This is a genomic window from Paracoccus sp. J39 (assembly GCF_000518925.1).
GTDB lineage: Bacteria > Pseudomonadota > Alphaproteobacteria > Rhodobacterales > Rhodobacteraceae > Paracoccus.
The window spans coordinates 1-25681 of the sequence record NZ_JAEN01000010.1 but is presented as its reverse complement, the minus strand read 5'-3'; the positions used below and the strand labels follow the sequence as shown (position 1 = coordinate 25681).

Annotated in this window: 30 protein-coding genes and 2 pseudogenes; 17 read left to right on the top strand and 15 right to left on the bottom strand. The window is 64.8% G+C overall.

The genetic code is table 11. The features are described 5' to 3' along the window. Positions 1–12 precede the first annotated feature (12 nt). Positions 13–222 carry a hypothetical protein gene (locus L632_RS0111235; RefSeq protein ID WP_028712373.1) on the bottom strand — a complete coding sequence of 70 codons (210 nt, stop codon included), beginning with the start codon at positions 220–222 and terminating at the stop codon, positions 13–15. Between the two features lie 41 nt (positions 223–263). Continuing rightward, a complete protein-coding gene (locus L632_RS22555) occupies positions 264–950 on the bottom strand; it encodes a pyrimidine 5'-nucleotidase (protein ID WP_028712374.1) in 687 nt (228 codons plus the stop codon). Between the two features lie 65 nt (positions 951–1015). Between L632_RS22555 and L632_RS0111225 the strand changes: the two genes are divergently transcribed. The 3 genes from L632_RS0111225 to L632_RS0111215 are packed head-to-tail and all read left to right on the top strand — an operon-like array spanning position 1016 to position 2940. Continuing rightward, positions 1016–1648, top strand: a complete 633-nt coding sequence (locus L632_RS0111225) for a GntR family transcriptional regulator (RefSeq protein WP_028712375.1) — start codon at positions 1016–1018, stop codon at positions 1646–1648. Beyond that, positions 1648–2271 carry a DNA-3-methyladenine glycosylase gene (locus L632_RS0111220; RefSeq protein WP_028712376.1) on the top strand — a complete coding sequence of 208 codons (624 nt, stop codon included), beginning with the start codon at positions 1648–1650 and terminating at the stop codon, positions 2269–2271. The genes L632_RS0111225 and L632_RS0111220 overlap by 1 nt, the downstream gene beginning before the upstream one ends. 9 nt (positions 2272–2280) lie before the next feature. After that, positions 2281–2940, top strand: a complete 660-nt coding sequence (locus L632_RS0111215; protein ID WP_028712377.1) for an alpha/beta hydrolase — start codon at positions 2281–2283, stop codon at positions 2938–2940. 201 nt (positions 2941–3141) lie between these two features. Here L632_RS0111215 and L632_RS0111205 read toward each other — a convergent pair whose 3' ends face one another. Beyond that, a complete protein-coding gene (locus tag L632_RS0111205) occupies positions 3142–3561 on the bottom strand; it encodes a VOC family protein (protein WP_028712378.1) in 420 nt (139 codons plus the stop codon). Between the two features lie 96 nt (positions 3562–3657). Here L632_RS0111205 and L632_RS0111200 point away from each other — a divergent pair, with 96 nt between their 5' ends. From L632_RS0111200 to L632_RS0111190, 3 genes are all read left to right on the top strand, one after another. Beyond that, positions 3658–3978 (top strand): multidrug efflux SMR transporter, encoded by a 321-nt coding sequence (locus L632_RS0111200; protein WP_028712379.1) that lies wholly within the window; start codon positions 3658–3660, stop codon positions 3976–3978. Positions 3979–4112: 134 nt separating this feature from the next. Beyond that, positions 4113–4709 (top strand): HNH endonuclease, encoded by a 597-nt coding sequence (locus L632_RS0111195; RefSeq protein ID WP_028712380.1) that lies wholly within the window; start codon positions 4113–4115, stop codon positions 4707–4709. A gap of 274 nt (positions 4710–4983) precedes the next feature. After that, positions 4984–5220, top strand: a complete 237-nt coding sequence (locus L632_RS0111190; protein ID WP_028712381.1) for a hypothetical protein — start codon at positions 4984–4986, stop codon at positions 5218–5220. Positions 5221–5303: 83 nt separating this feature from the next. Here the strand turns inward: L632_RS0111190 and L632_RS24640 are convergent, their stop codons facing one another. After that, positions 5304–5468, bottom strand: a complete 165-nt coding sequence (locus L632_RS24640) for a hypothetical protein (RefSeq protein ID WP_198019324.1) — start codon at positions 5466–5468, stop codon at positions 5304–5306. 153 nt (positions 5469–5621) lie between these two features. Here L632_RS24640 and L632_RS0111180 point away from each other — a divergent pair, with 153 nt between their 5' ends. Next, positions 5622–6704, top strand: a complete 1083-nt coding sequence (locus L632_RS0111180) for a PA0069 family radical SAM protein (RefSeq protein ID WP_028716819.1) — start codon at positions 5622–5624, stop codon at positions 6702–6704. Here the strand turns inward: L632_RS0111180 and bmt are convergent, their stop codons facing one another. Together bmt and trpS are read right to left on the bottom strand one after the other, a co-directional pair. Beyond that, the gene (gene bmt, locus L632_RS0111175) at positions 6705–7664 is read right to left on the bottom strand and encodes a betaine--homocysteine S-methyltransferase (protein ID WP_028712383.1); all 960 of its coding nucleotides are present in this window, start codon (positions 7662–7664) and stop codon (positions 6705–6707) included. Positions 7665–7742: 78 nt separating this feature from the next. Next, the gene (gene trpS, locus L632_RS0111170; RefSeq protein WP_028712384.1) at positions 7743–8762 is read right to left on the bottom strand and encodes a tryptophan--tRNA ligase; all 1020 of its coding nucleotides are present in this window, start codon (positions 8760–8762) and stop codon (positions 7743–7745) included. A gap of 108 nt (positions 8763–8870) precedes the next feature. On the opposite strand from trpS, the gene L632_RS0111165 reads away from it, so the two are divergent. After that, complete coding sequence (locus L632_RS0111165) at positions 8871–9584, top strand: rhomboid family intramembrane serine protease (RefSeq protein WP_028712385.1); 714 nt, start codon at positions 8871–8873, stop codon at positions 9582–9584. Here the strand turns inward: L632_RS0111165 and murJ are convergent. The 3 genes from murJ to L632_RS0111150 are packed head-to-tail and all read right to left on the bottom strand — an operon-like array spanning position 9575 to position 15145. Continuing rightward, a complete protein-coding gene (gene murJ / locus L632_RS0111160) occupies positions 9575–11119 on the bottom strand; it encodes a murein biosynthesis integral membrane protein MurJ (RefSeq protein WP_028712386.1) in 1545 nt (514 codons plus the stop codon). The two genes, L632_RS0111165 and murJ, sit on opposite strands and share 10 nt — an antisense overlap. Positions 11120–11129: 10 nt before the next feature. Further along, entirely contained in the window at positions 11130–13940 is a 2811-nt protein-coding gene (locus L632_RS0111155; RefSeq protein ID WP_028712387.1) for a [protein-PII] uridylyltransferase, read from the bottom strand. Between the two features lie 2 nt (positions 13941–13942). Continuing rightward, positions 13943–15145, bottom strand: coding sequence for a penicillin-binding protein activator (locus tag L632_RS0111150; RefSeq protein WP_036698062.1), 1203 nt, complete (start codon positions 15143–15145; stop codon positions 13943–13945). Between the two features lie 102 nt (positions 15146–15247). Between L632_RS0111150 and rsmI the strand changes: the two genes are divergently transcribed. From rsmI to gshB, 3 genes are all read left to right on the top strand, one after another. Beyond that, positions 15248–16156: a 16S rRNA (cytidine(1402)-2'-O)-methyltransferase gene (gene rsmI, locus L632_RS0111145; protein WP_084648094.1), complete on the top strand. Its 909-nt coding sequence runs from the start codon at positions 15248–15250 to the stop codon at positions 16154–16156. Beyond that, positions 16153–16566 carry a YraN family protein gene (locus tag L632_RS0111140; protein WP_051416179.1) on the top strand — a complete coding sequence of 138 codons (414 nt, stop codon included), beginning with the start codon at positions 16153–16155 and terminating at the stop codon, positions 16564–16566. Before rsmI ends, L632_RS0111140 begins: the two co-directional genes overlap by 4 nt. A 68-nt stretch (positions 16567–16634) precedes the next feature. Further along, positions 16635–17585 carry a glutathione synthase gene (gene gshB, locus L632_RS0111135; RefSeq protein ID WP_028716817.1) on the top strand — a complete coding sequence of 317 codons (951 nt, stop codon included), beginning with the start codon at positions 16635–16637 and terminating at the stop codon, positions 17583–17585. A 586-nt stretch (positions 17586–18171) separates the two neighbouring features. On the opposite strand, the pseudogene L632_RS22545 reads toward gshB, so the two are convergent. Next, a pseudogene (locus L632_RS22545) lies at positions 18172–19059 on the bottom strand (YifB family Mg chelatase-like AAA ATPase); the annotation flags it as partial. A gap of 54 nt (positions 19060–19113) precedes the next feature. Here L632_RS22545 and L632_RS23840 point away from each other — a divergent pair. The 4 genes from L632_RS23840 to L632_RS0111110 all read left to right on the top strand — a co-directional run bounded on the left by L632_RS23840 (position 19114) and on the right by L632_RS0111110 (position 21819). Next, positions 19114–20790, top strand: coding sequence for a recombinase family protein (locus L632_RS23840; protein WP_084648093.1), 1677 nt, complete (start codon positions 19114–19116; stop codon positions 20788–20790). Between the two features lie 101 nt (positions 20791–20891). Continuing rightward, a complete protein-coding gene (locus L632_RS0111120) occupies positions 20892–21098 on the top strand; it encodes a hypothetical protein (RefSeq protein WP_156933645.1) in 207 nt (68 codons plus the stop codon). Next, complete coding sequence (locus L632_RS0111115; RefSeq protein ID WP_028716815.1) at positions 21095–21430, top strand: DUF3768 domain-containing protein; 336 nt, start codon at positions 21095–21097, stop codon at positions 21428–21430. Before L632_RS0111120 ends, L632_RS0111115 begins: the two co-directional genes overlap by 4 nt. A gap of 17 nt (positions 21431–21447) precedes the next feature. Further along, positions 21448–21819: an H-NS family nucleoid-associated regulatory protein gene (locus L632_RS0111110; RefSeq protein ID WP_051476434.1), complete on the top strand. Its 372-nt coding sequence runs from the start codon at positions 21448–21450 to the stop codon at positions 21817–21819. A gap of 64 nt (positions 21820–21883) precedes the next feature. On the opposite strand, the gene L632_RS0111105 is transcribed toward L632_RS0111110, so the two are convergent. Beyond that, positions 21884–22288, bottom strand: a complete 405-nt coding sequence (locus L632_RS0111105; RefSeq protein ID WP_028716813.1) for a hypothetical protein — start codon at positions 22286–22288, stop codon at positions 21884–21886. Between the two features lie 275 nt (positions 22289–22563). On the opposite strand from L632_RS0111105, the gene L632_RS24325 reads away from it, so the two are divergent. Further along, positions 22564–23088, top strand: a complete 525-nt coding sequence (locus L632_RS24325) for a hypothetical protein (protein WP_156933644.1) — start codon at positions 22564–22566, stop codon at positions 23086–23088. 3 nt (positions 23089–23091) lie between these two features. Beyond that, positions 23092–23640 carry a hypothetical protein gene (locus L632_RS24320; protein WP_156933643.1) on the top strand — a complete coding sequence of 183 codons (549 nt, stop codon included), beginning with the start codon at positions 23092–23094 and terminating at the stop codon, positions 23638–23640. A gap of 59 nt (positions 23641–23699) precedes the next feature. Here L632_RS24320 and L632_RS24315 read toward each other — a convergent pair whose 3' ends face one another. The 4 genes and pseudogenes from L632_RS24315 to L632_RS0111090 all read right to left on the bottom strand — a co-directional run. Then, positions 23700–24038 carry a hypothetical protein gene (locus L632_RS24315; RefSeq protein ID WP_156933642.1) on the bottom strand — a complete coding sequence of 113 codons (339 nt, stop codon included), beginning with the start codon at positions 24036–24038 and terminating at the stop codon, positions 23700–23702. 10 nt (positions 24039–24048) lie between these two features. Beyond that, positions 24049–24342, bottom strand: coding sequence for a hypothetical protein (locus tag L632_RS24310; RefSeq protein ID WP_156933641.1), 294 nt, complete (start codon positions 24340–24342; stop codon positions 24049–24051). Then, positions 24342–25208 (bottom strand): hypothetical protein, encoded by an 867-nt coding sequence (locus L632_RS23510; protein ID WP_156933640.1) that lies wholly within the window; start codon positions 25206–25208, stop codon positions 24342–24344. The genes L632_RS24310 and L632_RS23510 overlap by 1 nt, the downstream gene beginning before the upstream one ends. Before the next feature lie 176 nt (positions 25209–25384). Continuing rightward, positions 25385–25681, bottom strand: a pseudogene (locus L632_RS0111090) (hypothetical protein); the annotation flags it as partial.

Below are 25681 nucleotides of genomic sequence, written 5' to 3'. Positions count from 1 at the left end.
GTCGGGGCCGGCCTAGAACCCGGCCGCATAGGCGGCGAGCATGGCGAAGACCAGCGCCGTCGCGGCCAGCGCGATCAGGCTGAGCCCCGGCAGGCCCCAGAGCACCAGGACCACCACCGAGAGCACCACGGCCAGCAGCGCGAAGGTGAAAAGGCTTCTCGCGGTGCGCGCCTCGGCCCGGTCCTGGGCGGCGGCTTCGGCGGGGGTGAGCGGTTGGGACATGGCGCGTTCCTCGGCTTGCGGTTTTCCTGTCGGGCGGAAGCTCAAGTCTTAACCGGCCCGTCGGTTCCGGCAAGCCCGCGCAGGAAGGCGGCCAGGTCGCCGGTGCGGTAATGCACATGCGGCCCGTGGTCCTGGTCCCCGGCAAGCTCGTCCGGGCCGTGGCGGCCCGGACCGACCAGAATCGTCCGCATTCCAAGCTCATGCGGGATGGCGAGGTTCCTGGGGTCGTCCTCGAACATGGCGGCGCCGGCAGGTTCGAACCCCTCGGCGGCCAGAACTGCGGCATAAGAGCGCGCATCCGGCTTGGGGTGGAAGCCCGCTTCCTCGACGCCGTGGATCGCGTCGAAGACCATCAGCCCGCGATGTTCCAGCACCCGCGTCGCATAGGCGCTGTCGGCATTGGTATGCACGATCTTGCGGCCGGGCAGGGCGGCGATCAGCGCCGCCAGTTCCGGGTCCGGGGTCAGGACCGTGAAGTCGATGTCATGGACGTCGCGCAGATAGGGCAGCGGGTCGATGCCATGCTCGGCCATCAACCCGGCCAGCGTCGTGCCGTGCGTCCGCCAGTAATGGCGGCGCAGCCGGCTGGCCTCCGCCTCGGTCACGCGCAATTCGCGCATGACATAGGCGGTCATGCGCCGCTCGATCTGGGCGAAAAGCCTGACCTCGGGCGCATAAAGCGTGTTGTCCAGATCGAAGATCCAGGTGGAGACATGACGAAAATCCATGGCGCCTGCCTAAACCCGCGGCATGGCGCTTGCAATCGCCGTTCCAAGCGGGGATCGTGCCCGCCATGAAAGACGCCTATTCCCTGATCCTTTCCGCCATCGACAACGGCATCTATCGCCCCGGCGACCGGCTGGTCGAATCCGAGCTGGCCGAGCGTTTCGGCGTCTCGCGCACCCCGGTCCGCGAGGCTTTGCAGCGGCTGGAAACCCAGTCCATGCTCAAGCGCGACGGGCGCAGCCTGATCGTCGCCACGCTGGACCACAACCAGCTGGCCGAGCTTTACACCGTGCGCGCCGAGCTCGAGGCGCTGGCCGCCCGGCTGGCCGCCCGCCACGCCACGCCCGAGGAGGTGCGCGTGCTGGCCGGCATGGTCGAGGACGACCGCGCCATCCTGGGCGACCCGCAGGCCCTGGCGCGGGCGAACCGCCGCTTTCACCACCAGATTCACCTGGCCTCGCACAACCGCTATCTGGTGCAGCAGCTGGACCTGGTGCATCGCAGCATGGCCTTGATGGCGCGCACCAGCCTGGCCGCGCAGGGCCGCGACGTGGTGACGCTGGACGAGCATCAGGCCATCGTCGACGCCATCGCCGCCCATGACGGGGCGGCGGCGGAACAGGCGCTGCGGCACCATATCTCGATGGCCTTCGAGACCCGGCTGAAGGAAGAGGCGCGGCTGGCCGACGAGGAGGAATGATGCGCGAGATCCGCGCCCCCGCCGATCTGGAGGAAGGCGCGGCGCATCTGGTCCGGGTCTGCCCGGTCTGGGCGCGGGAACTGCCGGCGCTGCTGCCCCTGCCGATGCGGCGCTGGCCCGAGGGTTTTCCGGCGATCCGCGACGCGCTGGTCTCGCAGCAGATCTCGACCCGGGCGGCGGCGGCCATCGGCGCGCGCATGGCCGAGGCGGGGCTGGCCGACGAGGCCGGGATCGCCGCGGCAGAGGACGAGACGCTGCGCGCCGCCGGACTGTCGCGGCCGAAGATCCGCTACCTGCGCGGCATCGTCGCGGCCGGGGTCGACTGGCCGGGCTTGCGGACCCTGCCCGACGAGGAAGTGATCGCCCGGCTGACCGCCCTGCCGGGAATCGGCCGCTGGACCGCCGAGATCTATCTGAAATTCGCGCTCGGCCGCGCCGATGCCTTTGCCGCCGGCGACCTGGCGCTGGCCGAGGCGGCGCGGCTGCTCTACGGCTTGCCCGAGCGGCCCGGCCCCGCTGCGCTGACGGCGCTGGCCGAACCCTGGCGGCCCTGGCGCGCGGTTGCGGCCCGGGCACTCTGGGCCTATTACCGGGCCGCAAAGGGGCGCGAGGGCGTCCGTTAGGGGGACGAGATGCTGCGCGAACTGAAATCCGAACGCAAAGGCCCGCAGAAACCCGATTCGGTGGTGGTCTTTCTGCATGGCTACGGCGCCGACGGGGCCGACCTGCTGGGCCTGGCCGATCCGCTGGCGCCGCATCTGCCGGGCACCGCCTTCTATTCCCCGGACGCGCCCGAGCCCTGCCTGAACAACCCGATGGGCTATCAATGGTTTCCGATCCCGTGGATGGACGGCTCCAGCGAAGAGCAGGCCCGCAGCTCGGCCGAGCAATCCTTCAAGGACATCAATGCCTTCCTCGACAAGGTTCTGGCGGATGAGGGGCTGACGCCGGACAGGCTGGCGCTGGTCGGCTTCTCGCAGGGCACGATGATGGCGCTGGCCGTGGCCCCGCAGCGCGACGCCGAGATCGCCGGCGTCGTGGGCTTCTCGGGCCGGTTGCTGGACACTGAGAACCTGGACAAGGCGCGGGTCCGGCCGCCGATCCTGCTGGTGCATGGCGATCAGGATCCGACGGTGCCCTTCGAAAGCATGGGAATCGCCGGCGAGGCGCTGCAGAAGGCCGGCTTCACCGTCTACGGCCATGTGATGAAGAATACCGGGCACGGCATCTCTCCCGACGGGCTGTCCGTGGCGCTGGCCTTCCTGAAAGAGCGGTTTGCCGCCAAACCGTGAGGGTTTGATCGATTGGCCTCTTGCGAAACCTGCGGCAGCCCCTACGTTTTTTAAAGAGACACAGAGACGAGGAGAGGCCCCATGACCCTGATCTGGATGACTGCGATCGCCCTGATTCCGACCGGCATGCTGGCCCTGCGTCTCGCCCGTCAGCCGCAACATGCCGCGGTGCGCGCCCGGCGCTGACCGCCCGGCCCGCGATCAGTCCCAGATCGCGGGATCGGCTATCTCGATCGAATTCCCGGCGGGATCGCGGAAATAGAGCGAGCGGCCGCCTTGCGGCCAGATGAAATCCGCCTCGATCTCGACCCCCGATGCTTCCAGATGCGCGCGCCAGGCGTCGAACAGGCCGGGCTCTGCGGCCATGCAGAAATGCCCCGGCCCCTCGGCGCCATGCGGCGGCACGGGCAGGCGGGCGTCGGGCTTGGGCGGAATCCGGGTCGCGCTGGAGCGAAACACCAGCAGCACCTGCGCGCCGCAGCGGAAGAAGACGTGCCGGTCGGGGACGCGGGCGATTTCGGACAGGCCGATGGTTTCGGTCCAGAAGCGGGCGGCCTCGTCCAGATCCTCGGCGTAAAGCGCCGATTCCAGCGTGCCGATCAGTTTGGGCGGCGTGGTCATGCCGCCATCCTGCCAGCAATCGGCCAGGCAGGCCAGCCCGGCTTGACCTTGCCCCCGCCCCGCGCGACAGCTTGCCTGCAGGACAGGAGGCGCGGCATGGCATGGATCTATCTGGGTGTGGCAGGGTTACTCGAAGTGGTCTGGGCCTTCGCCATGAAACTGTCCGAGGGGTTCACCCGGCCCTGGCCGACCGCCATCACCCTGGTCGCCATGGTGGCCAGCGTCTGGTTCCTGTCGCTGTCGATGAAGGTGCTTCCGCTGGGCACCGCCTATGTCATCTGGACGGGCATCGGCGCGGTCGGCACCTTCGTGCTGGGGATGGCGCTGCTGGGCGAATCGGCCGACGCCCTGCGCCTTGTCGCGGCGGTGCTGATCGTCGCCGGGCTGGTGCTGATGAAAATCGCCTCGCCGCATTGAACGTGTCACGCCCTTGTCACGCCGCCCGGTTATTTGAGCGCCAGGCATATATTCAGGGACTTGTCAGCCCGGAGCCGCGATATATAGTCGGTGCCATGTTCTGACCCGTCCCGGACAAGGCGAAGCGAGGGCCGATGCTGGACGACCATGGCGAATTCCGAACGCAATTCGTGCGCGAGCCGTCCTGCTTGCGCCACCACCCCGCGCTGGTGCTCAACGCCGATTTCAGGCCGCTCAGCTACTACCCGCTGTCATTGTGGCCCTGGCAGGAGGCGATCAAGGCGGTGTTCCTGGACCGGGTCCAGATCATCGCCGAATACGACGAGGTGGTGCGAAGCCAGCGCCACGCCATACGCATCCCCTCGGTCGTGGTGCTGAAGGATTACGTCAAACCCCAGAAGCGCGTGGCCTTCACGCGCTTCAATCTTTTTCTGCGGGACGAATTCTGCTGCCAGTATTGCGGCGCCAAGGGCGAGCTGACCTTCGACCATGTCGTGCCGCGCTCGCGCGGGGGTGGCACCAGCTGGGAAAATGTCGTCGCCGCCTGCTCGCCCTGCAACCTGAAAAAGGCGAACAAATCGCTGAAGCATTCGGGCCTGAGGCTGCGCCGCCCGCCGCGCCGACCCACGCCCGAAGAGATGCACGCCATCGGCCGGCGCTTCCCGCCGAACCATCTGCACGAAAGCTGGATGGATTTCCTGTATTGGGATACCGAGCTGATCGCGGATTAGCGCGGTCGCGCATGACGCTGCTTTTCCAGGCGTTTTTCGCGCCAGAGCCTGGGCGGGGGGCCCGCGATTGCCGGCCCGCGCCACGACAATGACAGCGGATCGTTGCAGTCGCCGGCAATGCCGGGTAAAGAAGCCGTCAGGTTTGCGTGATGACATCCAGACCTGTATGCGGCGGGCCGCCCTTCGCCCGGCGCAGCGACTATCGTCCGCGCGCATGGCCGCCGCTGACAGGCGGCCCTGCAGGGCGATCACGAAAGACAAGAAAGGATCTCGTATGTGGACGCGTATTCAGACCGTGGTTGAGGGAAAGCCTGTCTCTGGCGACTGGACGATCTGCCGCAATGAGGTGCCGGTCGGGCGTATCCGCCACGATCCGCAAGTGCCCGGCGTCGCCGCCTGGGCCTGGAGCCTGTTGCACGATCCGGCTGCCGGCGGACGGGCATGGACGGAGGAAGCGGCCATGTCGGCGGTCAAGGACAGTGCCGAGAAACCGGGCGACGCAGCCGCCTGAGACAGTCCGGGTCGGGCGGCGATGATGCCGCCCGTCCGTTTCCGCCAGGCCGCCCGCACCTTGCGGGCCGGATGCGGGAGAATCTAGCTTCGGTGATCGCGCGTCGTCAGATGCGCGATCGCGGCGGCCAGAAGCGCCAGAAGACCCAGCGCGAACAGCGGGATGCCAACGGCGCTTGCCGCCCAGATCGTCAGCCCTGCGGCCAGGATCACGGCGAGAATCAGGATCAGGAAATGCGGCAGCGGCATGTCATCCTCCGTTGCCTTCAATATGGTCCCGGCGGCGTGGCTGGAAAAGGCCCCGCCGCGGTTTTGCGCATGCTGTTGCCGATGAATCGGGCCGGGCCGGGGCATCGTCTGCGCGATCTGGAAAATGTTCGCTAAATGTTCTAGCCTGGCGGCATGAGCCTGCCACCCCGGAACCCCGACGAGATCCTGCGCGCCCGCGGCGCCGACTCGCGCCCTGCCGCGCGCTTCGAGCCCTATCGGGCCGAGCGCGAGGAAGACGGCTGGGACATCCCCGAAGAGCAGAGCCTGCTGCGCACCGAGGTCGCGCAGGAGCGGGCGCGCTCGATCATCACCCGCAACACCTCGCCCGATATCTCCTTCGACCGCTCGATCAACCCCTATCGCGGCTGCGAGCACGGCTGCATCTATTGCTTCGCCCGGCCGAGCCACGCCTATCTGGGCCTGTCGCCGGGGCTGGATTTCGAGACGCGCATCACCGCCAAGCCCAACGCTCCCGAATTGCTGGAAGCCGAGATCGGCCGGCGCGGCTATGCGGTGGCGCCCATCGCCTTCGGCACCAATACCGACCCCTACCAGCCCGTCGAGGCCAAGCTGGGCATCATGCGCGGCTGCCTGCAGGTGCTGCATGACTGGAACCATCCGCTGAGCCTGGTGACGCGCGGCGCCACGGTGATGCGCGATGTCGACCTGCTGGGGGCGATGGCGGCCAAGGGGCAGGTGATGGCCGGCGTCTCGATCACCACGCTGGATGCCGAACTGGCGCGGCAGATGGAGCCGCGGGCGCCCGCGCCCTCGACCCGGCTGCGGATGATCCGGGTGCTGGCCGAGGCCGGCGTGCCGGTGCGGGTCATGGTGGCGCCGGTGATCCCGGTGCTGACCGAGCACGAGATGGAGCGCATCATGCAGGCCGCCCGCGATGCCGGGGCCAGCGCCGCCAGCATGATCCCGATCCGCCTGCCGCTGGAGGTGGCGCCGCTGTTCCGCGACTGGCTGGAGCGGCACCATCCCGGCAAGGCGAGGCATGTCATGGCGCGGGTGCAGGCGATGCGCGGCGGGCGCGACAACGACCCGCGCTTCGGCAAGCGCATGCGCGGCGAGGGGCCCGAGGCCGAGCTGCTGCACCAGCGCTTCCGGCTGGCCCGCAAGCGGCTGGGGCTGGTGCGCGAGGCCGAGGTGCTGGATTGCAGCCGCTTCGGCCCGCCGCCCCGGACGGGGGACCAGCTGTCGCTGTTCTGATTACTCGCCCGGCCCCATGGCTTCGGCGATGCGGGCCGAGATGCGCTCGGGCGAGGGGCGCGGCCCGCGCGGCGCGGCGACCAGCGCGTCGCGCATGGCGGCCAGATGCTCGGGCGTGGTGCCGCAGCAGCCGCCGATGACGCGCACGCCCAGATCGCGGGCCAGCACGGCGAATTCCGCCATGACCCCGGGCGTCGCGTCATAGATCAGCCCGCCGTCCTGATAGCGCGGCACGCCGGCATTCGGCTTGGCGATCAGCGGCCGTTCGTTGCCCGAGGCGGCGAAACCCGCCACCGCCATCAGCAGCTCGGCCGGGCCGGTGCCGCAATTCGCGCCATAGGCCAGCGGCGGATAGGGCAGCCGGTCGATCAGCGCGGCGAGTTGCGGCGGCGTCACCCCCATCATGCTGCGCCCGCCCGGCTCAAAGCTCATCATGCCGCACCAGGGCATGCCGACCGCCTGCGCGGCCTTGGAGGCGGCGCGCATCTCCTCGGCGGCGCTGATCGTCTCGATCCACAGGATGTCCGCGCCGCCTTCCTTCAGCGCCTGCGCCTGTTCGGTGAACATGGCGGTCGCCTCGGCCTCGGTCAGCCGGCCCATCGGCGCCATGATCTCGCCGATGGGGCCCATCGAGCCGGCGACGATCACCGCGCGGCCGGTCCCGGCCGCAGCCTCGCGCGCCAGGCGGGCGGCCGCGCGGTTCAGCGCGGCGACGCGGGCCTCGGCCTTGGCCAGCCGTAGCCGGCTGGCATTGGCGCCGAAGCTGTTGGTCAGGATGATGTCGGCGCCCGAGGCGATCATCTGCCGGTGCAGCTCGCGCACCTTGTCGGGATGGGTTTCGCACCACAGGTCCGGCGCCTGTCCCGGCGCCAGCCCCATGTTGTAGAGATTGGTTCCCGTCGCCCCGTCGGCCAGGAGCCAAGGGCGTTCGCCGAGCATCCTCGACAGCTGGTCAGGCATGGTCTTTCCCGTTCTGCGGCAGGATCGGGGAATCATAGCCCATCCTGCCGGGAAGTCATTGGGACATTTGCGGCCCGCTCAGCGCGAGCGGATCATGCCCATGATGTCCTTGGTGCGCTCGACGATCGGTTGGGCGATGGCCTGCGCCTGGTCGGCGCCGCGGCCGAGGATGCGGTCGATCTCGGCCGGGTCGGCCATGAACTCGGTCATCCGCCGGGTGATCGGCGCCAGGGCTTCGACTGCCACCTCGGCCAGCGCGGGCTTGAAGGCGCCAAAGCCCTGGCCCTCGAACCGCGCCAGCACCTGCTCGCCGCTCTCGCCGGTCAGCGCGGCATAGATGTTGACCAGGTTCTTCGCCTCGGGCCGGTCCTTCAGGCCGTCCATCGATCCCGGCAGCGGGTCGGCATCGGTGCGCGCCTTGCGGATCTTTTGCGCGATGGCGTCGGCATCGTCGGTCAGGTTGATGCGGCTGGCATCCGAGGGATCGGATTTCGACATCTTCTTGGAGCCGTCGCGCAGGGACATGACGCGGGTGGCCGCGCCCTCGATCATCGGCTCGGTGATCGGGAAGAAGTCCACGCCGTAATCGTGGTTGAACTTGGCGGCGATGTCGCGGGTCAGCTCCAGATGCTGCTTCTGGTCCTCGCCCACCGGCACGGCGGTGGCGTGATAGGCCAGGATGTCGGCGGCCATCAGCGACGGATAGGCCAGAAGGCCGAGGCTGGAATTCTCGCTGTTCTTGCCGGCCTTGTCCTTGAACTGGGTCATCCGATACATCCAGCCCACCCGCGCCACGGTGTTGAACAGCCAGGCGAGCTCCGCATGCTGCGAAACCTGGCTCTGGTTGAACAGGATCGAGACCTCGGGATCGACGCCCGAGGCCATGAAAGCCGCCGCGACCTCGCGGGTGTTGTGCCTGAGCTTCTCGGGCTCCTGCCAGACGGTGATCGCGTGCAGGTCCACGACGCAATAGATCGTCTCGGCCCCCTTGCCCTGATAGTCCGCAAAGCGTTTCAGCGCGCCCAGATAGTTGCCCAGCGTCAGCCCGCCCGAGGGCTGGATGCCGGAAAAGATGCGCTTGGCGAAGCTCGTGGTCATGGCACTACCTGCTTGGAAAATCCCGGTGGCTGGCTTACCTCTTGCCCCGGTCGGGCGCAACCGCCCGCAAGGAGGGCTTGCGCAACAGCCCACTGGAAAGGAGCCTTGATGCGACCCGGTTACGATGAATCGCCGCTGAACCCCGTGCCCGCCGTGGTCTGGATGATCGCCCTGCCGATGATCGCCTGCGAGGCGGTGTTCGGCCTGGCGCAGATGGGCTTCATCGGCGGCGGCGGGCAGGGTGCCGGCCTTGCCATGCGGCAGATCGCGGTCGAGCGCACCGCCTATATCCCCGAATTCGTGCTGCGGCTGTGGCAGATGAAGGTGTTCCTGCTGGACCAGAGCTGGCGCATCCTGACCTATTCCTTCGTGCATCTGTCGCTGACCCATGCGCTGTTCGTCATCGTCTTCACGCTGGCGCTGGGGAACCTGATCGCGAACCAGTTCCGGCCTTGGGCGGTCGCGGCGCTGTTCTTCGGCTCGGCCATCGGGGGGGCGCTGGTCTATACGCTGGCGGCGGGGCTTCTGCCGCAGTTCCGGTTCCAGGCGCTGATCGGCGGCTATCCGGCGGTCTACGGCTTCGTCGGTGCCTTCACCTTCCTGCTCTGGACGCGGCTGGGGCAGGAGAACGCGAACCGCCTGCGCGCCTTCACCCTGATCGGCATGCTGCTGGCCTTCCAGCTGGTCTTCGGCATCCTGTTCCAGGACGGCAGCCTGACCTGGATCGCCGAGATCGCCGGCTTCTGCTGCGGCTTCCTTCTGTCCTTCGTGCTGGTGCCGGGCGGGATCGGGCGCGTGATGCGCCAGATCCGTCAGCGCTGACGCCGCAAGCCCGCACGCAGGTCCGAGGGCCGGAACGCGCCCAGCACCAGCGCCGCCGCGCCATAGGCCGCCATGCCGCCCAGGACCAGCGCGGCCAGCGCCAGATAGCGCGTCCCGGGCTGCTCCAGCGTGTCGCCCAAGGCCAGCATCAGGCCCCAGATCACCGCGCCCATGACCGCGGATGCCGCGCAGATGCGGGGCAGGCGGTGGCGGAAGCGGTCGTCGAGCTCGGCCGCCTCGCCAAAGGCTTTCGTGCCGCGCCAGAGCTGCGCCGCCATGGTCCAGCCGGCGACGGTGGTGCCCCATGCGGCGGCGGAAAAGCCGATGAAGGGCGCCAGCCCCAGCGCCACCACTGCATTGACCACCATGGACCAGACCGCGAAGCGGAACGGGGTGCGGGTGTCCTCGCGGGCGAAATACAGCGGCTGCAGCACCTTTTGCAGCACGAAGGCCGGCAGGCCGAGCCCGTAGATCGCCAGCGCCACGGCGGTCGGCCCGACATCGGCGCTCAGGAAGGCGCCGCGCCGGAACAGCACCGAGATCAGCGGATAGGCCATCACCACCAGCGCCACGGCGGCCGGCACGGTCAGGAACAGCGCGAATTCGGCGGCGCGGTTATAGGCGTGCCTGCCGCCGCCGGTATCGCCGGATTTCAGCCGGCGCGAGATGTCGGGCAAGAGCACGATGCCGATGGCGATGCCCACCACCCCCAGCGGTAGCTGATACAGCCGGTCGGCATTGGTCAGCCAGGCGATGGCGCCGTCGAAGAACGAGCCGACCTGCCGCCCGACCAGCAGGTTGACCTGCACCACGCCGCCCGCCAGCACCGCGGGGGCGGCCACGGCCAGCAGGCGCCGCATGTCCGGCGTCAGCCGCGGCAGGCGCAGGCGCAGCGGAAAGCCCATGCGCTTTGCCGCCCACCAGACGGTGAAGAGCTGCGCGATGCCCGAGACCGGGGTGGACCAGGCCATGGCCAGCCCCATGTCCCAGCCCCGCCAGTCGGCCAGCAGCATGGCGGCGATCAGGACGAAGTTCATCAGCACCGGCGCGGCGGCCGCGGCCATGAAGCGCCCGCCGGCGTTCAGCAGCCCCGAAAGCAGCGCCGTCAGCGAGATGAACAGGATATAGGGAAAGCAGATGCGGCCATAGATCACCGCCAGCTCGAAACGCTCGTCGCCCTGGAAGCCCGCGGCCTGCATCAGCACCAGCCAGGGCATGGCCAGATGCGCGATCAGCGAGACGACCAGCACCACCGAGAACAGCCCCGAAAAGGCCTCCTCGGCAAAGCCGCGCGGGTTCTCGCCGCTTTCCAGCCGCTTGGCGAACATCGGCACGAAGGCGGTGTTGAAGGCGCCCTCGGCGAAGAAGCGGCGGAACATGTTGGGCAGGGTGAAGGCGACGATATAGGCCTGCGCCACCGGGCCGGTGCCGAGATAGGCGGCGATCATCACGTCGCGGACGAAGCCCACGACGCGGCTGGCCAAAGTCCACGCCCCTACCGAGAGGAAGCCCCGGATTAGTCTGATCGGTTGCATCTTCGGTCCCTCAGAACGTCCCGCCCAGCGGCCGCCCGGCGCGTTCGGCGCGCTCGGCCCCGTCCTTGATCGCCTGGCGCAGCTTCTTCTCCAGCGACTCGCGGCGGCCGGCCTGGTGCAGCTTCAGCCCGAACATGTCCTTGACATAGAAGGTGTCCACCACCTGCGCGCCGAAGGTGGCGATCACCGCGCTGGCGATCTGGATATGGTTGTCGGCCAGGGTGCGCGTCAGGTCGTAGAGCAGGCCGGGACGGTCGCGGGTATCGACCTCGATGACGGTGTAGACGTCGCTGCCCTCGTTGTCGAAGGTGATATGCGTCGGGAAGCGGAAGGCGCTGTCGCGCTTGCGGGGCTTGTCGCGGCCGGCCAGCGCCTCGCGCGCGACGATCTCGCCCTTCAGCGTGCGCTGGATCATGGTGTGCAGGCGCGGCAGCCGGTCGGCGGCATAGGGATGGCCGTCGGCATCCTGCAGCCAGAACACCGCCGTCGCGAAACCGTCCTTGGTGGTATAGGTGCGGGCATCGACGATGTTCGCCCCGACCAGCGCCAGCGCCCCGGCCATGCGCGAGAAGATGCCGGGATGGTCGGCCAGCACGAAGGCGGCGCGGGTGGCGTCGCGGTCGGTGTCGGGATGCAGGTCGGTGCGGATCTCGTCATCGCCCAGATCCTTCAGCATCTCGGCAAAGACATATTGCGTCTCGGTCGGCAGGCCCGGCCAGTAATTGTCGTAATGCCGGCCCAGCTCGGCCTTGATCGCCTTCGGCTCCCAGCCCTTGGCGGTCAGCAGGTGGCGCAGCGAGCGCTTGGCCTCGCCGGTGCGCTTGTCGCGGTTCAGCTCCTCTAGGCCGTTTTCCAGCGCCGCCTTGGTTTCCTGGTGCAGCTTGCGCAGCAGCATCGCCTTCCAGTTGTTCCAGGTGCCGGGGCCGACGCCGCGGATGTCGCAGACGGTCAGCACCAGCAGCATGTCCAGCCGCCGGGTGGTCTTCACCGCCTTCGCAAAGTCGCGCAGCGTGCGCGGATCGGCGATGTCGCGTTTCTGCGCCACGTCCGACATCAGCAGGTGGTTGCGGATCAGCCATTCGATGGTCTCGATCTCGTCCGCCGGCAGGCCGAAGCGGGTGCAGATGCGCCGCGCCAGCCGCGCGCCCAGGATCGAATGGTCCTCGGCCCGGCCCTTGCCGATGTCGTGCAGCAGCACGGCAAGGTAGATCACCCGGCGGTTCACCTTGCCCCGCATGATCTTGCTGACCACCGGCAGGTCCTCGGCATCCTCGCCGCGCTCGATGGCGGCCAGGGCGGCGACGCATTGGATCAGGTGCTCGTCCACCGTGTAATGGTGATAGACGTTGAACTGCATCATCGCCACCACCGGAGCGAATTCCGGGATGAAGGCGGCCAGCACGCCCAATTCGTTCATCCGGCGCAGCGAGCGTTCCGGGTTGCCGTGCTTCAGCAGCAGGTCGAGGAAGATGCGCACCGCCTCGGGGTCCGAGCGCATGCGGTCGTCGATCATCTCCAGATTGGCCGCGACGGCGCGCATGGCGTCGGGATGGATCAGGATGCCGGTCCGCAGCGCCTCCTCGAAGAGCCGCAGGATGTTCAGCGGATCGGACAGGAACTGCTTCTCGTCGGCATAGGTCAGCCGCCCGCGATCCACGCGAAAGCCGGCCCGGACGCGGCGGCGGCGCTGGAACAGCCGGTTCATGATCGGCGCCTTGTAAAGGTGCCTTGCCTCCAGCGCGACCAGGAACACCCGGGTCAGCTCGCCGACCTTGGTGGCGTGCAGGAAATAGTCCTGCATGAAGATCTCGACCGCGCGGCGGCCGCCGAGGTCGCGATAGCCCATGCGCTTGGCCACCTCGACCTGCATGTCGAAGGTCAGCTGGTCCTGCGGCCGGCCGGCGATCAGGTGCAGGTGGCAGCGCACGGCCCAAAGGAAATCCTCGGCCTGCCAGAAGGTCAGGTGCTCGTCGCGGGTGAAGAAGCCCAGATCGACTAGTTCCACGGCGCGGTCGACGCGATGGATGTATTTGGCGATCCAGTAGAGGGTCTGCAGGTCGCGCAGGCCGCCCTTGCCCTCCTTGACGTTGGGCTCCAGCACATAGCGCTGCCCGCCCTGGCGGCGGTGGCGCTCGGCGCGTTCGGCCAGCTTCGCCTCGATGAACTGGGGGACGGTCTTGTCGAACAGCTCGGACCAGAGCCGGTCGCGCAGGGTTTCGGCGGCGGTGGCGTGCCCGCAGATCAGCCGATGCTCCAGCAGGCTGGTGCGGATGGTGATGTCGCCGGCGCCCAGCCGCAGGCAGTCATCGACCGAGCGCGTGGACTGGCCGATCTTCAGCTTCAGGTCCCACAGCATGTAGAGCATGGATTCGACGACGCTTTCCGCCCAGCCGCTGACCTTCCACGGCGTCAGGAACAGCAGGTCCACGTCGGATTGCGGCGCCATCTCGGCCCGGCCATAGCCGCCGATGGCCAGCACCGCCAGCCGCTCGGCATCGGTGGGGTTGAGCAGCGGGTGCAGGATGGTGGTCGCGACGTGATGGATCGCCAGCACGACGGCGTCGGTCAGGCTGGCGATGGCGCGCACCGTCTCGCGCGCGGCGCGGGGGTGGGACATGAAGCCGGCCGCGATGTCCTCCATGGCGGCCGCGCGCGCCTGGGACAGGATGGCGACGGTGCGGGCGCGGATCTCGCGCGGCTCGGCGATATCCGCCAGCGCGCCGGTCAGCGCGGGCAGGAAGCTTTCGGGGGCGAACAGCGAATGCGCCCCGGGCAGGGCCGGGGCGCTTTGCGGCAAGGTGTCGGTGTCCCTGGCGCTCAAGATCAGAACCCGAAGCCGCCGAAGCTGCGCGGCGCCGGATCCAGCACCACCACCTGGTTGCCCCGCACCGTGGCCACCGCCAGGGCGCGTTCGTTGGTGCCGTCCCGCTTGAGACGGAAGGCGCCCGAGACCCCGGCGAAGCCCGCGCTCTGCGTCAGGCCCGAGGTGGTCAGCGCATTGCGCTTGCCCGCCCGCACCAGCGCCGCGATGGCCGCGACCCCGTCATAGGCCAGCGAGCCCAGCTCGTGCGGGGTCTCGCCATGGGCGGCGCGGTAGCGCTGGTCGAACTGCGCCTTGAGCGTGGTGTCGGGAATGGCGAACCAGCCGCCCTGCACGCCGCGCAGCTGCAGCCGGGCCGAGGGCTGGTCCCAGCGCGTCAGCCCCATCATCTGCACCGAGGCCGAGGTGACGCCGGCATCGGCCAGCCTGTCGGTCAGATAGGGCAGCACCGCGCCCTGGTTCGCGGTCAGGAAGACCGCGTCGACATTGCCCGACAGCGCCGCCTGGGCGACATTCGGCACGATGCCGTCGATGCCCTGCTTGGATAGCGGATGCACGGCGGTGCCGACCAGGGTGGCGCCGTTGCGCTGGATGGCGCGCTGGATGGCGCGGGCGCCGACCTGGCCGGCAGTGTCGTCCTCGGCCACCATCAGGATGCGGCGCTTGCCGTTCCTGACGCCGTATTTGACCAGCCGGTCGGCGACGTTGTCGAAGGTGTTGCCCAGCACGAAGACATTGCCGCCGGCGATGTCGGTGTTGTTCGAGAAGGACAGCACGTTGACGCCCTGCGGCGCCATGGCATTGCCGACCGCATTGGCGCTGTCGGCGAAAAGCGGGCCCAGGATGATCTTGGCACCCTCGGCCACCGCCTGGTTGGCCATGGCGACGGCCGTGCCGGGCTCCGAGCCGGCATTGTAGATCCGCAGGTCGATGGTCGCGCCGCGCGCATCTGCGGCCGCCATCCTGGCCGAATTGGTCAGCGAGCGCGCCAGCCAGTCCAGATCCGCGCTGCCCGTGCCCCCCGGCACCAGCAGCGCCACCGGCACCGGCTGCGACGGGTCGATGCTCTGGCCGGTCTGCGGGCCCGAGGCCCCCATCTCGATGGGCTGGCAGGCGGCAAGCGTCACGGCGGCAAGGACAGCTCCGACGCGCGCCAGCGGACGGCGCAGGTCGAAGGCGCCGCGGATCGTTTTCAGGACGGTCATGGCGTGATTCCCTGTTGGATCGAGGCTGGGGGTTTGATGGGGGCAGGTTATTGGCATATTCCGGACATGGCAACTTGCCCGGCAGAGAGAAAGGGACCCGCGATGGAGGACAGCGCCAGCACAACCGGGACGGGCGCGCGGCCGCTTTCCCTGACCGTCTCGGCCGCCGCGCCCGAGCCGGGCCTCTACCTGGTCGCGACCCCGATCGGGGCGGCGCGCGACATCACCCTGCGGGCGCTCGACGTGCTGAACACGGCCGATGTGCTGGCGGCCGAGGATACCCGCAACCTGCGGCATCTGCTGGATATTCACGGCATCGCGCTGCGCGGCCGGCGGCTCGTCGCCTATCACGACCACAATGCCGACCGGGCATGCCCGGCGATCCTCGCGGCGCTGGGCGAGGGGAAGAGCGTGGCCTATGCCTCGGATGCCGGCACGCCGCTGGTCGCCGATCCGGGCTACCGCCTGGCGCGGGACGCCGCCGAGGCCGGGTTTGCGGTTCGCGCGATGCCCGGGCCGTCGGCGGCGCTGGCGGCGCTGTCGGTCTCGGGCCTGCCCAGCGACCGCTTCCTGTTCGTCGGCTTTCCCCCGGCCGCCGGCGGCGCGCGCCGGAAATGGATCGAGAGCTGGCAAAAGGTCGACGCGACGGTGATCGCCTTCGAAAGCCCGAGGCGCGTTAAGCAACTGTTGGAGAACTTGTGCGAGACTGAGGCGAATCGGTCTACGGTGATCTGCAGGGAACTGACCAAGAAGTTCGAAGAGGTGATGCGTGGCAGCGCGGCGGAGCTGGTCGAAAGAATCCCTGCGGAAGGATTGCGCGGCGAGGTCGTGGTGCTGTTCGGGCGTCCCGAACCCGTCGTCGCGGATGAGGGCAGCTTGCGCGTGGCTCTGGACGGGCTGCTGGGCACGCTGTCCGTGAAAGAGGCGGCGGCAGAGGTTGCTGCGCGGTTCGGTCTGCCCCGGCGCGAGGTCTATGCGCTGGCGGTGGAGATGAAGAGGGAACGGGAATGAAGTTCGAAAGAATCTCCGAGGGAACGCCTGTTCCGGCCATCGGCGTCAGGGCGCGGCGGGGGGCCGTCGCCTGTGCCGCGGGCCGTTTCGCCGAGGAATCGGTGGCGCGGGAATATCGCCGGCGCGGCTATGAGGTGCTGGCCGAGCGTTGGCGCGGCCGGGGCGGCGAAATCGACTTGATCCTGCGCAAGGATGAGGAATATGCCTTTGTCGAGGTCAAGAAGTCGCATTGTCACGACCGGGCGGCCGAACGGATCAGCCGCCGGCAGATCGCCCGGATCTGCCAGGCTGCGCTGGAATATTGCGGGCGCCTGCCCGCGGGCCTGCTGACCGCGATGCGTTTCGATGCCGCGCTGGTCGACCAGCTCGGCCGGGTCGAGATCATCGAGAATGCCTTTGGCATGAACTGACCGCTGCGGCTTGCAAACCCGGCCCGCGCGCGCGACAAGATCGCTCGAAACAGGCTGGGGATGATGGCATGAGTCTTTACGTGGCCCTGCAGATGGACCCGATCGAGCAGGTCTCGATCGACGGTGACAGCACCTTCCGGCTGGGGCTCGAGGCCGAGGCGAGGGGGCACCGGCTGTTCCAGTACACCGCCGACCGGCTGAGCTATAGCGAGGGCAGGATCCTGGCCCGGGGCCGCCCCGTCACGCTGCGGCGAGAGCCGGGCAATCACGTGACCTTCGGCGACTGGGCCGATGTCGACCTGTCGGAATTCGACGTGGTCTGGCTGCGGCAGGACCCGCCCTTCGACATGGGCTACATCACCACCACCCACCTGCTGGATCGATTGCATCCCTCGACCTATGTGGTCAACGATCCGTTCTGGGTGCGCAACAGTCCCGAGAAGCTGCTGGTGCTGGATTTTCCCGAGCTGACGCCACCGACGCTGATCACCCGCGACCTGGCGCAGATCCGCGCCTTTCGCGAGCGGCATGGCGATTTCATTCTCAAGCCGCTCTACGGCAATGGCGGGGTCGGCATCTTTCACATGCGGCCCGACGATCCGAACCTGTCCTCGCTGGTCGAAACCTTCCTGGCCAACAGCCGCGAGCCGATCATCGCGCAGAAATACCTGCCCGCGGTGGTCAGGGGCGACAAGCGCATCATCCTGGTCGATGGCGAGCCGGTCGGCGCAATCAACCGCGTCCCGGCCGCGGGCGAGGCGCGCTCCAACATGCATGTCGGCGGCCGTCCCGAGAAGATCGGCCTGACCGAGCGGGAATACGAGATCTGCGCCCGGATCGGCCCGGTCCTGCGCGAGAAGGGGCTGATCTTTACCGGAATCGACGTGATCGACGGTTGGCTGACCGAGATCAACGTGACCTCGCCCACCGGCATCCAGGAACTCGAGCGGTTCGATGGCGTCAACGCCGCGGCGCTGATCTGGGAGGCGGTCGAGCGCCGGCTGGCGGAGCGAGGCTGACCTCCGGGTTCGTCCGGGCAGACAAGGCGTGCGGCGGATGGGACTATCGGGCAGGTGAGGTCTCGATTGCCAATGTTCCGTGGCTGGGCCTTTTCGCAGCATTCCCGGCACCTTCCGGGGGCGCTGATATTTCCCGGCTGCAGGATGGCGAGACAGCAGCACCGGTTGACAATATGCGGATGCGGATCAGTGCCGTGCTGTCAGGCCATCGGGAAATAGCGGCCGCTTTTCCACCGGTAGCGACATTCGGTGCGTATCGCGGTGCTTCCGGTATTTTATGAACGGCTTCATCACCTCGACCGGCGGTCGAGAGTTTCGCCTTGGCGAGGTGGATCCCCTCGCGCCACGGGAGCAAGGGGCGTGATCGAGGCAGGCGCCGGACGAAGGCGCTTGTTCGCCTGGCGCAGATCTCGGCTCCGCATAATGCATCCTGCGAAAGAATCCGGGCCCTCACACCTCTGCAGGCGAGTGAAAATCTGGAGGTCGAGGATATGGTGGTCATATCGCCCAGGCAGATCGGTAGCCAGAATTCTGCCACAAGACGTGTGGCCTCCGACCGGCCCCTGAAGAACCGGCGGGCACGCCCTCAATCCGGCCGGCCGAAGGGCAGGCGGTAGGACAGCGCCTCGGCCAGGTGCGGCTGGCGGATCGCCGGGGAGCGGTCCAGGTCGGCAATGGTCCTCGCGCTGCGCAGGATGCGGTGGTAGCCGCGCGGCGTCAGGCCCAGCCGCTCGGCCGCCAGGGCCAGCAGCGACCGGCATTCGCTGTCGAGCGGCGCGATCTCCTCGAGCAGACGGCCCGAGGCGTCGGCGTTCACCCGCGCCGACGGATGGCCGGTGAAACGTTCGGTCTGGAGCATCCGGGCGGCGGCGACCCGCTCGGCGACGCTGGCCGAGCTCTCGCCGGTCGCTGGCAGGCCCAGGTCCTCGATGGCGACCTGCGGCACCTCGATGCGCAGGTCGAAGCGGTCCATCATCGGCCCCGAGACCCGGCCCAGATAGTCCGATCCGCAGCGCGGCGCCTTGGAACAGGCGCGCGCAGCGTCGGCGATCTCGCCGCAGCGGCAGGGATTGGCGGCGGCGACCAGCAGGAAGCGCGCCGGGTAGCGGATATGGGCATTGGCGCGCGAGACGTGGATCTCGCCGGTCTCGATCGGCTCGCGCAGGGCGTCGATGACCCGGCGCTCGAATTCCGGCAACTCGTCGAGAAACAGCACGCCATTATGCGCCAGGCTGGCCTGGCCGGGCCGGGCATTGCGGCCGCCGCCCACCATCGCCGCCATCGAGGCAGTGTGATGCGGCTGGCGGAAGGGCGCCATGCGCGAAATCCCGCCCTCGGCCAGGAGCCCGGCGACGGAATGGATGATCGAGGTCTCCAGCGCCTCGGGCGGGGTCAGCGGCGGCAGGATGCCGGGCAGGCGGGTCGCCAGCATGGACTTGCTGGCTCCGGGCGGGCCGACCATCAGCAAGTTGTGTGGCATAAAATTTCAGTTTAGTTAAGCACATGTAGACTGAACACAGGAGACGCCATGCCCAAGGCATACAGCTACGTCCGCTGGTCTTCGGACGCCCAAACGACCGGCGACAGCTTGCGTCGGCAGCAGGAGGCTTCCGCCAGATATGCCCTAGAACATGGGCTGGAACTTGTCTCGGACTTCCATCTGACGGACGCAGGCATATCAGCGTTCAAGGGACAACATGCCAAGGAAGGGGCGCTCGCGACGTTCCTTGAGGCAGTGAAGTCAGGCAGGATCGAGACAGGGTCATATCTACTCGTCGAAGCCTTGGACCGATTGTCACGTCAAGATGTCGGGACCGCTTTCGGCCAATTACAATCGGTGGTCAATGCAGGCATCAATGTCGTAACTGTCAGTGATGGTCGGGTCTACTCCAAGGATAACTCGGGCAACTTCGCGGACCTCATCATTTCATTGTCCGTTATGTATCGCGCCCATGAAGAGTCATTGCGCAAGTCCGAAAGGGTCGGGGCCGCATGGAAAAACAAGAAGGCCAATGCCTCTGAAAAGAAGCTGACGGTGATGTGCCCGAACTGGATGAAGCTTTCATCTGATCGGACGCATTTCATTCTGATCGATGCTCATGTCCTGACGGTCAAACGCATTTTCGCAGAGTGCATTGGCGGCAAGGGCACTCGGGTCATCACGTCAGATTTCAATCGCGAGAAGATTCCGACCTATGGCAGAACGTCTTACTGGGCTGAATCGACGATCAAGAAAATCCTAGGCTCTCGTGCTGTCCTTGGCGAGTATCAGCCGCATCGAAAGGTTGATGGGAAGCGCATTCCTGAGGGTGATCCTGTTCCGAACTACTATCCGCAGATCATCGACGAAGTGACGTTCAACCTTGCACAAGCTGCGACGCGATCACGCAGGCAAGGGGCAGCAGGGCGCAGAGGCAAGAACTACTCGAACCTGTTCTCGGGCTTAGCCAAATGCGCATACTGCGGGGCTACGATGCGATATCTGGACAAAGGGCCAGAGCCGAAAGGCGGTCGCTATCTCGTATGCGCGAACAGCCAGAACGGAATGGGCTGCGTGAATCGGACGTGGAGTTATCCCAAGTTCGAAACGGTCTTCTTGACGTTCGTGCGGGATTTGGACCTTCGATCACTTGTCGGGGGCGTCAAGGTTGCGGACGAAGCAAAGAAATTGCGTGACGAGATCAGAGCGCGGCAAGAAGCTGTCCAGTCGAATACCAAGAAGATCGAAACCTACTTCGAGCAACTTGAAGCGAATCCCGCACTGGCAACGATGATGCTGGAACGGGCGAATGCGTTAGCGACTGAGAACAAGAAGATTCAAGAAGAAATCGATGCACGGCAGGCATACTTGGATCAACTGCAAGCCAATGGTTCAGATGTATCCGACGAGGAACTGAACCGTCTGATCGGCATGTTCCAGAACGGGGAGGGGAACAGGTTTGCCCTTGCTGATCGAATCCGGTCACTCGTCGAAAGGATCGACATCAAGTCAGACGGGCCACAGATACCAGATTGGGTGGATGCTGACGTTGCTGCTGCCATCGACAAGAACCCATCGTTCAGCGTCAAGCTGAGGAACCGTGACATTCAAGTTGTACTCGTGGACCGGGCCGATCCGACGAAGATCTTGCAGACGTTGCAGATGAACACCCAGACGCTTGAGACTAGGTATCATGTTGACCGAGGCGAAGAGATCGTCAGCTAAGCCAGAAAAGTATTCAAAAACAACTACTTGAACGCTCCCGATGCTAGCGAGCGTCTCCTGCCGAAGTTATGTTCGCTTTGTGGGAACACAAGGAGAACATGATGAAAGACGTGACGCGGAAGCTGGTGCGCATAGACGGGAAATCCGTAACCCTGCGCATCGAACAAGACCTCGAATTTGACGGCATCACATTGGAGCCGAAGGGCGAACCCAAAGTGGTCGCATTCGTCAGCGGTCGTGTTGTCGATCCGTTTGAAGAGTTCGGCATGGAACGCATGCGCCGGGTGATGTCCAAGGTGCTGGCATGAACCGCGCTGAGAAGATCGCAGGGCTGAATGACGAGTTGCGGCGCAACATCTGGCTTCCCGGCCCGAAGAACAGGGTGATGCTCACGTCTGGCCTCGCAGCAGACCCACAGCTTGCCGCAGACGCCGTTGCAGCGGTCAGAGCCTACGACACCTTCAACAAGGATAACGACCCCTACCAAGAGCACGACATGGGGTTTCTGACGATCCGGCAGACCAAGATTTTCTGGAAGATCGATTATTTCGACAACGACCTGAAATACGGCTCCGAAGACCCATCCGACCCCGAACAGACAACCCGCGTCCTGACGATCATGCTGTCGTCCGAATATTGATTTTTGGAGAACATATCATGAACACGAAAACCGAACCGAACAAGATTGCCCCGACCGTCGACGAACTGATTGACGGCTACACCCGTGCGCAGCTTGTCATCCTAGCGGCAAACGTCACGGAGGCACTGCGGCTCACCGAGGCCGAGGCGAGGTCCAAGGCAAAAGCGGATGCGCTGGCATTGATCGAGGCAGCGGGGTTCGACGCGCACGAACTGTTCGCTGTCGAAGCACAGGGCCGGGCAGGAGCCGAGGCAAAGCCCAAGGCCGAGAAGGTCATCAAGTATCGCGACGACAAGGGCAACGAGTGGACGGGCAGGGGAAAACGTCCGGGTTGGGTCACGGCCTTTGTCGATGCCGGCGGTGATCTGGATACGATCAAGCTGGCCTGACCCCAGAACGCAAGAAGCCCCGGTGTCGCAACCGGGGCTTTCTCATCTTCTGTCGAGTCGGGTGTTAGGCGGCCGAGCGTGGCTTCCAAGCTGCGTTCATCAGGTCGTCCCAATCTTCGTCGGATGTCACCAGTTCCTCCCACGACATCTTCGTCATGTCTTCAAGTGCCGCACGATAGCTCTCACGAGTGGTGAAGGTTACATCGACAATCAGGCCGCGTTCTGGATCGTAATACTGATATCTTGCTTTAAGCATTCCACATTCAATCGCCCGCGGGCTGATTTCCGCGCTAAGAAATTCCCATTTGTCGAACCAACGGCTGTTTTCTTCGACGTGATCATTCACCTGTGCGATGATACTCTGTTCAACCATCTTTCCGACCGAACCGCCGTTCCACAGCGCCTTTAGCACATCCCTGTCGTGGGACAGTTCATCAAGTTTTTCGATTACGCGATCCAAAATTTCCATTTCAATTTCCTTTGTTAATCCGCAGCGTCTTTGCTGCTGAACGAACAATAAATATCGAAAGTTATTGCCCGCAAGTAGGTCTGACAGTCTGCTGCTTTGATTCAAATAAAACGGCTCGATTCTCGTCCAAGTTGCTGAAAACAATAACGAAAATCGTGTTGCATTTATGCGCTAAACCCCGATTCACGTTCTACGATAGTCGAGATCATCCGAATCGGCATCTTTACATGCCAGCTTCCCATGCTATCGGTTGCCAGCATGACGGAGGTTGCCACGTGAACGATGACTATGAGTTCGAATCTAACCAATGGGGGCCAACCCCCACCAAACCAGAGCCGAGGAGGATCATTGGCATCAAGCCCGCTCCGAAGCTTCATGAAGGCGTCGAAAACGAGTTCGGTCTTGTCGATGATAGCATTTTCACCCGCGCCCAACGCAAAGAAAACGAGAAGCTGCTCAAGCAACATCGGAAAGACCCGTATCTTTACAATCGCCCGGCAGATAAGAAGCCGCCAACTGCCACATGCCTTGTCTACGAGGTTGACTATCTACAGAACTGGAAGCCGCTGACGAAGTGGATGACTTGGGCTAAGGCGCAATCTCTCGCGATGGCAAAGAGCAACTTAGTGAACCCATACAACATTCACTACTTCGCCGTTGTCGACTGGAAGAGCAGGTTCGAAGAAGGCACGGAGCCTAGCATCGACTCGCTTCCCGATTTCGCACTAGACAAAGCAGGCACTGGCAACCAAAGAATTGCCTTGTCGGTTTCAATTTTCAACATCACGAAACGAGGGTGAACAATGAGCTTTGCAGAACTCAAGGCGAAGAAGCAACGAGACCTAGATCGACTCCAAGCAGAGATGGAGCGGATGGAGAAGATCAGACCGACTGTCGAAAAAGTCATGACGTTGCTCAAAGAAAAGAATTTGGACGTCTTCGACGTATGGCCTGAGCGGAGACCGAAGCCTTCGGGCGAAGTGCAGAGCGTTCGAGAGGAGATTGAAAACGAACTGAAGGACGCGGAGGTCGATATCGCTGAAGTGTTCCCAGAGTTCAGTGACGAGCGTGACGTTTCATTTCCGGCTAAAGGTTCGGCTAAGAAAACTCGTTCGAAACAGGCCAGTACCACGACGATAACAACTGCGGAGTTCGAAGCCGCTGGATTGAAGTTAGTCAAGGGTGGCGTCTACAAGAACCCGGAAACGGAAGAAGAATACAAATATGGTACGGGCAGGGCTGCTCCTTGGCTCAGCGATCTTCGAAAAGAAATGTTTGGGAAATTCACCATGACAGGTGAGAAAAGTTCGCTTCCACTGGTTCGCATAGAAGCCGACAAGTCTGCCGAATGATCAACTGATCCGCTGCGCAATGACGACGAAGCCCGGTTTCGTGACCGGGCTTTTTCATTTCATGCTTTGAGCAGTCGCTTGATGCATCGCCTCGCTTCCACGTTCGACGGTTCGAACGCCTCGCCGGTTGATGCCAATAAGAGATTTCGTCCTTTGATGTCGAAAGTCTCCGCGACTAACTCCCCATGACCATGCAGAACAGATTTGATCGCCGTCAATGATGCTGTGGGGTCTTGCAGCAACGCAACCAGTTCGGGAGCAGATATGGTCACGCGAATGCTTTCGTGTTTTGCAGTGCGTTTGATTGCGTAGAAATCAATCACATGCTGATCGCGTTGACCCTTGTTCTCGATCTTGTCCTGCTGGCCTTTCAGTTTCCTTAGTTGAAGTGCGTTCATGGATCGCGCCTCATACCGAAGTATCGAAGTGACCGGCAATGAACTTGTCCAGGTCAACTGACGGTTTCTTCACGACCGAGACCTTGACCGGCTTTTCAGGTGCATTGGTGAACACCGCTTCTAGACGGCTTCGGCTCGGCTCCTTGCCTTGAAAGTTCACGGTGCCAGTTGATGGCCACCAGTTCACGATACCGCCGTCCACGGCACGGAAGCTGACGCTCGACCCATTGGACCATTTGCCGCGCACATTCCGGAACATAATCTGGAAGTCGTCAGCGGACCCTCGAAACACATGCTTAGGCATCACGCAGCAGCCCGCACAGGGGATGTCTCGGGTTCAAGCGTAAAGGGCATCGCGTCCATGCGTCTGATCTGCTCTAGGGCCGCCAAATCGATCATGCCGTCGATCTTGACATTGGGATCTTCTGCCATGATCGGCGAATAGCTGTTGCGCTTGAAAAGCTGGCTGCCGGGGCCAAGCTCGACGCCGCAGCGGACGCGGAATTTTCCTGCGATGCCGCGATGGTAGACCTTGCCAGACCAGTTTTTGCACATGATCGAAGCGTAAACCTCATCAATGGCCTCATCGACGCTCCCGACTAGCAACGGGACAACACCGCCTTGGCGGATACGACGCGCAACCGTGTACGAGTTCACGCCATGAACGCGGATGCAGTAGGCGTTGATCATCTCGGCCAGCGTTCCATTCGACCAGTCATTATCGACAAAGCGCGCCTTGTTGAGCTTTCTCGCCTCGCTCATGATCCCTTGGAACTTCTTTGCTTCCGCCCATGTATTGAAGTATCGGTCTTCGTCTTTGCCGAACGTGATCTGACGTTCTGGGAACAGGCTTGCCGGATCGGTGATCACGCTACGGATCAAGGAAACGATGTTTATCTTGCCGATATCAATGCCCGCGTCTTCGACCATTTCACGAACGCAAAGGATCGATTCAGGGGAGGCGGCATAACAATGCACGGCGATATCGTAGACTGCGTAGAACAGAGCAAACCCTTGGCGAATATCGGCTTTGAAAAGTGTGATGTTGCATGCTTCTAGGAACCGGCTGACCTGCGTGATGCGATCCCGATGTACCTTGCGCTTGTGATCGATCTGGGTTTCTGCATCGCGATACTTGCGAGGACGCCCCTTGGTGTTGCGGTCAAACACGACATTCGTTGCTTGGCAGACGAGATGCTGTGGAACATCCTTGTTCTTCCTCGCGCGGAATGCCACGTCTCGGCAACGGTCGCTGCATGTTTTCGCTGTCGAACGTTTGTAGGTGAATAGTTCACCGCATACGGCGCATGGCTTAGTCTTGGATTCCGTGACCTGCCCCTGAACTTTCATCCAGCCGCGACCGGAGCCCGGTTAGTGTTTACGCCAATTGGCGCAGGTTGAGCAATCGCCCGACGCGCGGAGCTTTCATCTCGCGCAGCGGGGCGGGCGATTGCGGCGGTCAGGGTCCGCGCGTAGTCATCGCTGACCGATTTGTCGGGCAGGCCGACGATGCCGAATCCCGGCAGGCCCGGCGAAACCGAGCATTGCACCTCGACCAGCCGCGCCTCGACCCCGTCGAAGGCCACGGTATAGGCAATCGCCGCCATCACCTCTCCCCATGTCACAGGGGCTCTGGTTAACCC

Excerpts from the sequence above, each read along its gene's own strand:
- L632_RS0111235 (WP_028712373.1), bottom strand. The coding sequence starts at position 222 with ATGTCCCAACCGCTCACCCCCGCCGAAGCCGCCGCCCAGGACCGGGCC.
- L632_RS22555 (WP_028712374.1), bottom strand. The coding sequence starts at position 950 with ATGGATTTTCGTCATGTCTCCACCTGGATCTTCGATCTGGACAACACG.
- L632_RS0111225 (WP_028712375.1), top strand. The coding sequence starts at position 1,016 with ATGAAAGACGCCTATTCCCTGATCCTTTCCGCCATCGACAACGGCATC.
- L632_RS0111220 (WP_028712376.1), top strand. The coding sequence starts at position 1,648 with ATGCGCGAGATCCGCGCCCCCGCCGATCTGGAGGAAGGCGCGGCGCAT.
- L632_RS0111215 (WP_028712377.1), top strand. The coding sequence starts at position 2,281 with ATGCTGCGCGAACTGAAATCCGAACGCAAAGGCCCGCAGAAACCCGAT.
- L632_RS0111205 (WP_028712378.1), bottom strand. The coding sequence starts at position 3,561 with ATGACCACGCCGCCCAAACTGATCGGCACGCTGGAATCGGCGCTTTAC.
- L632_RS0111200 (WP_028712379.1), top strand. The coding sequence starts at position 3,658 with ATGGCATGGATCTATCTGGGTGTGGCAGGGTTACTCGAAGTGGTCTGG.
- L632_RS0111195 (WP_028712380.1), top strand. The coding sequence starts at position 4,113 with ATGCTGGACGACCATGGCGAATTCCGAACGCAATTCGTGCGCGAGCCG.
- L632_RS0111190 (WP_028712381.1), top strand. The coding sequence starts at position 4,984 with ATGTGGACGCGTATTCAGACCGTGGTTGAGGGAAAGCCTGTCTCTGGC.
- L632_RS24640 (WP_198019324.1), bottom strand. The coding sequence starts at position 5,468 with ATGCCGCTGCCGCATTTCCTGATCCTGATTCTCGCCGTGATCCTGGCC.
- L632_RS0111180 (WP_028716819.1), top strand. The coding sequence starts at position 5,622 with ATGAGCCTGCCACCCCGGAACCCCGACGAGATCCTGCGCGCCCGCGGC.
- bmt (WP_028712383.1), bottom strand. The coding sequence starts at position 7,664 with ATGCCTGACCAGCTGTCGAGGATGCTCGGCGAACGCCCTTGGCTCCTG.
- trpS (WP_028712384.1), bottom strand. The coding sequence starts at position 8,762 with ATGACCACGAGCTTCGCCAAGCGCATCTTTTCCGGCATCCAGCCCTCG.
- L632_RS0111165 (WP_028712385.1), top strand. The coding sequence starts at position 8,871 with ATGCGACCCGGTTACGATGAATCGCCGCTGAACCCCGTGCCCGCCGTG.
- murJ (WP_028712386.1), bottom strand. The coding sequence starts at position 11,119 with ATGCAACCGATCAGACTAATCCGGGGCTTCCTCTCGGTAGGGGCGTGG.
- L632_RS0111150 (WP_036698062.1), bottom strand. The coding sequence starts at position 15,145 with ATGACCGTCCTGAAAACGATCCGCGGCGCCTTCGACCTGCGCCGTCCG.
- rsmI (WP_084648094.1), top strand. The coding sequence starts at position 15,248 with ATGGAGGACAGCGCCAGCACAACCGGGACGGGCGCGCGGCCGCTTTCC.
- L632_RS0111140 (WP_051416179.1), top strand. The coding sequence starts at position 16,153 with ATGAAGTTCGAAAGAATCTCCGAGGGAACGCCTGTTCCGGCCATCGGC.
- gshB (WP_028716817.1), top strand. The coding sequence starts at position 16,635 with ATGAGTCTTTACGTGGCCCTGCAGATGGACCCGATCGAGCAGGTCTCG.
- L632_RS23840 (WP_084648093.1), top strand. The coding sequence starts at position 19,114 with ATGCCCAAGGCATACAGCTACGTCCGCTGGTCTTCGGACGCCCAAACG.
- L632_RS0111120 (WP_156933645.1), top strand. The coding sequence starts at position 20,892 with ATGAAAGACGTGACGCGGAAGCTGGTGCGCATAGACGGGAAATCCGTA.
- L632_RS0111115 (WP_028716815.1), top strand. The coding sequence starts at position 21,095 with ATGAACCGCGCTGAGAAGATCGCAGGGCTGAATGACGAGTTGCGGCGC.
- L632_RS0111110 (WP_051476434.1), top strand. The coding sequence starts at position 21,448 with ATGAACACGAAAACCGAACCGAACAAGATTGCCCCGACCGTCGACGAA.
- L632_RS0111105 (WP_028716813.1), bottom strand. The coding sequence starts at position 22,288 with ATGGAAATTTTGGATCGCGTAATCGAAAAACTTGATGAACTGTCCCAC.
- L632_RS24320 (WP_156933643.1), top strand. The coding sequence starts at position 23,092 with ATGAGCTTTGCAGAACTCAAGGCGAAGAAGCAACGAGACCTAGATCGA.
- L632_RS24315 (WP_156933642.1), bottom strand. The coding sequence starts at position 24,038 with ATGAACGCACTTCAACTAAGGAAACTGAAAGGCCAGCAGGACAAGATC.
- L632_RS24310 (WP_156933641.1), bottom strand. The coding sequence starts at position 24,342 with ATGCCTAAGCATGTGTTTCGAGGGTCCGCTGACGACTTCCAGATTATG.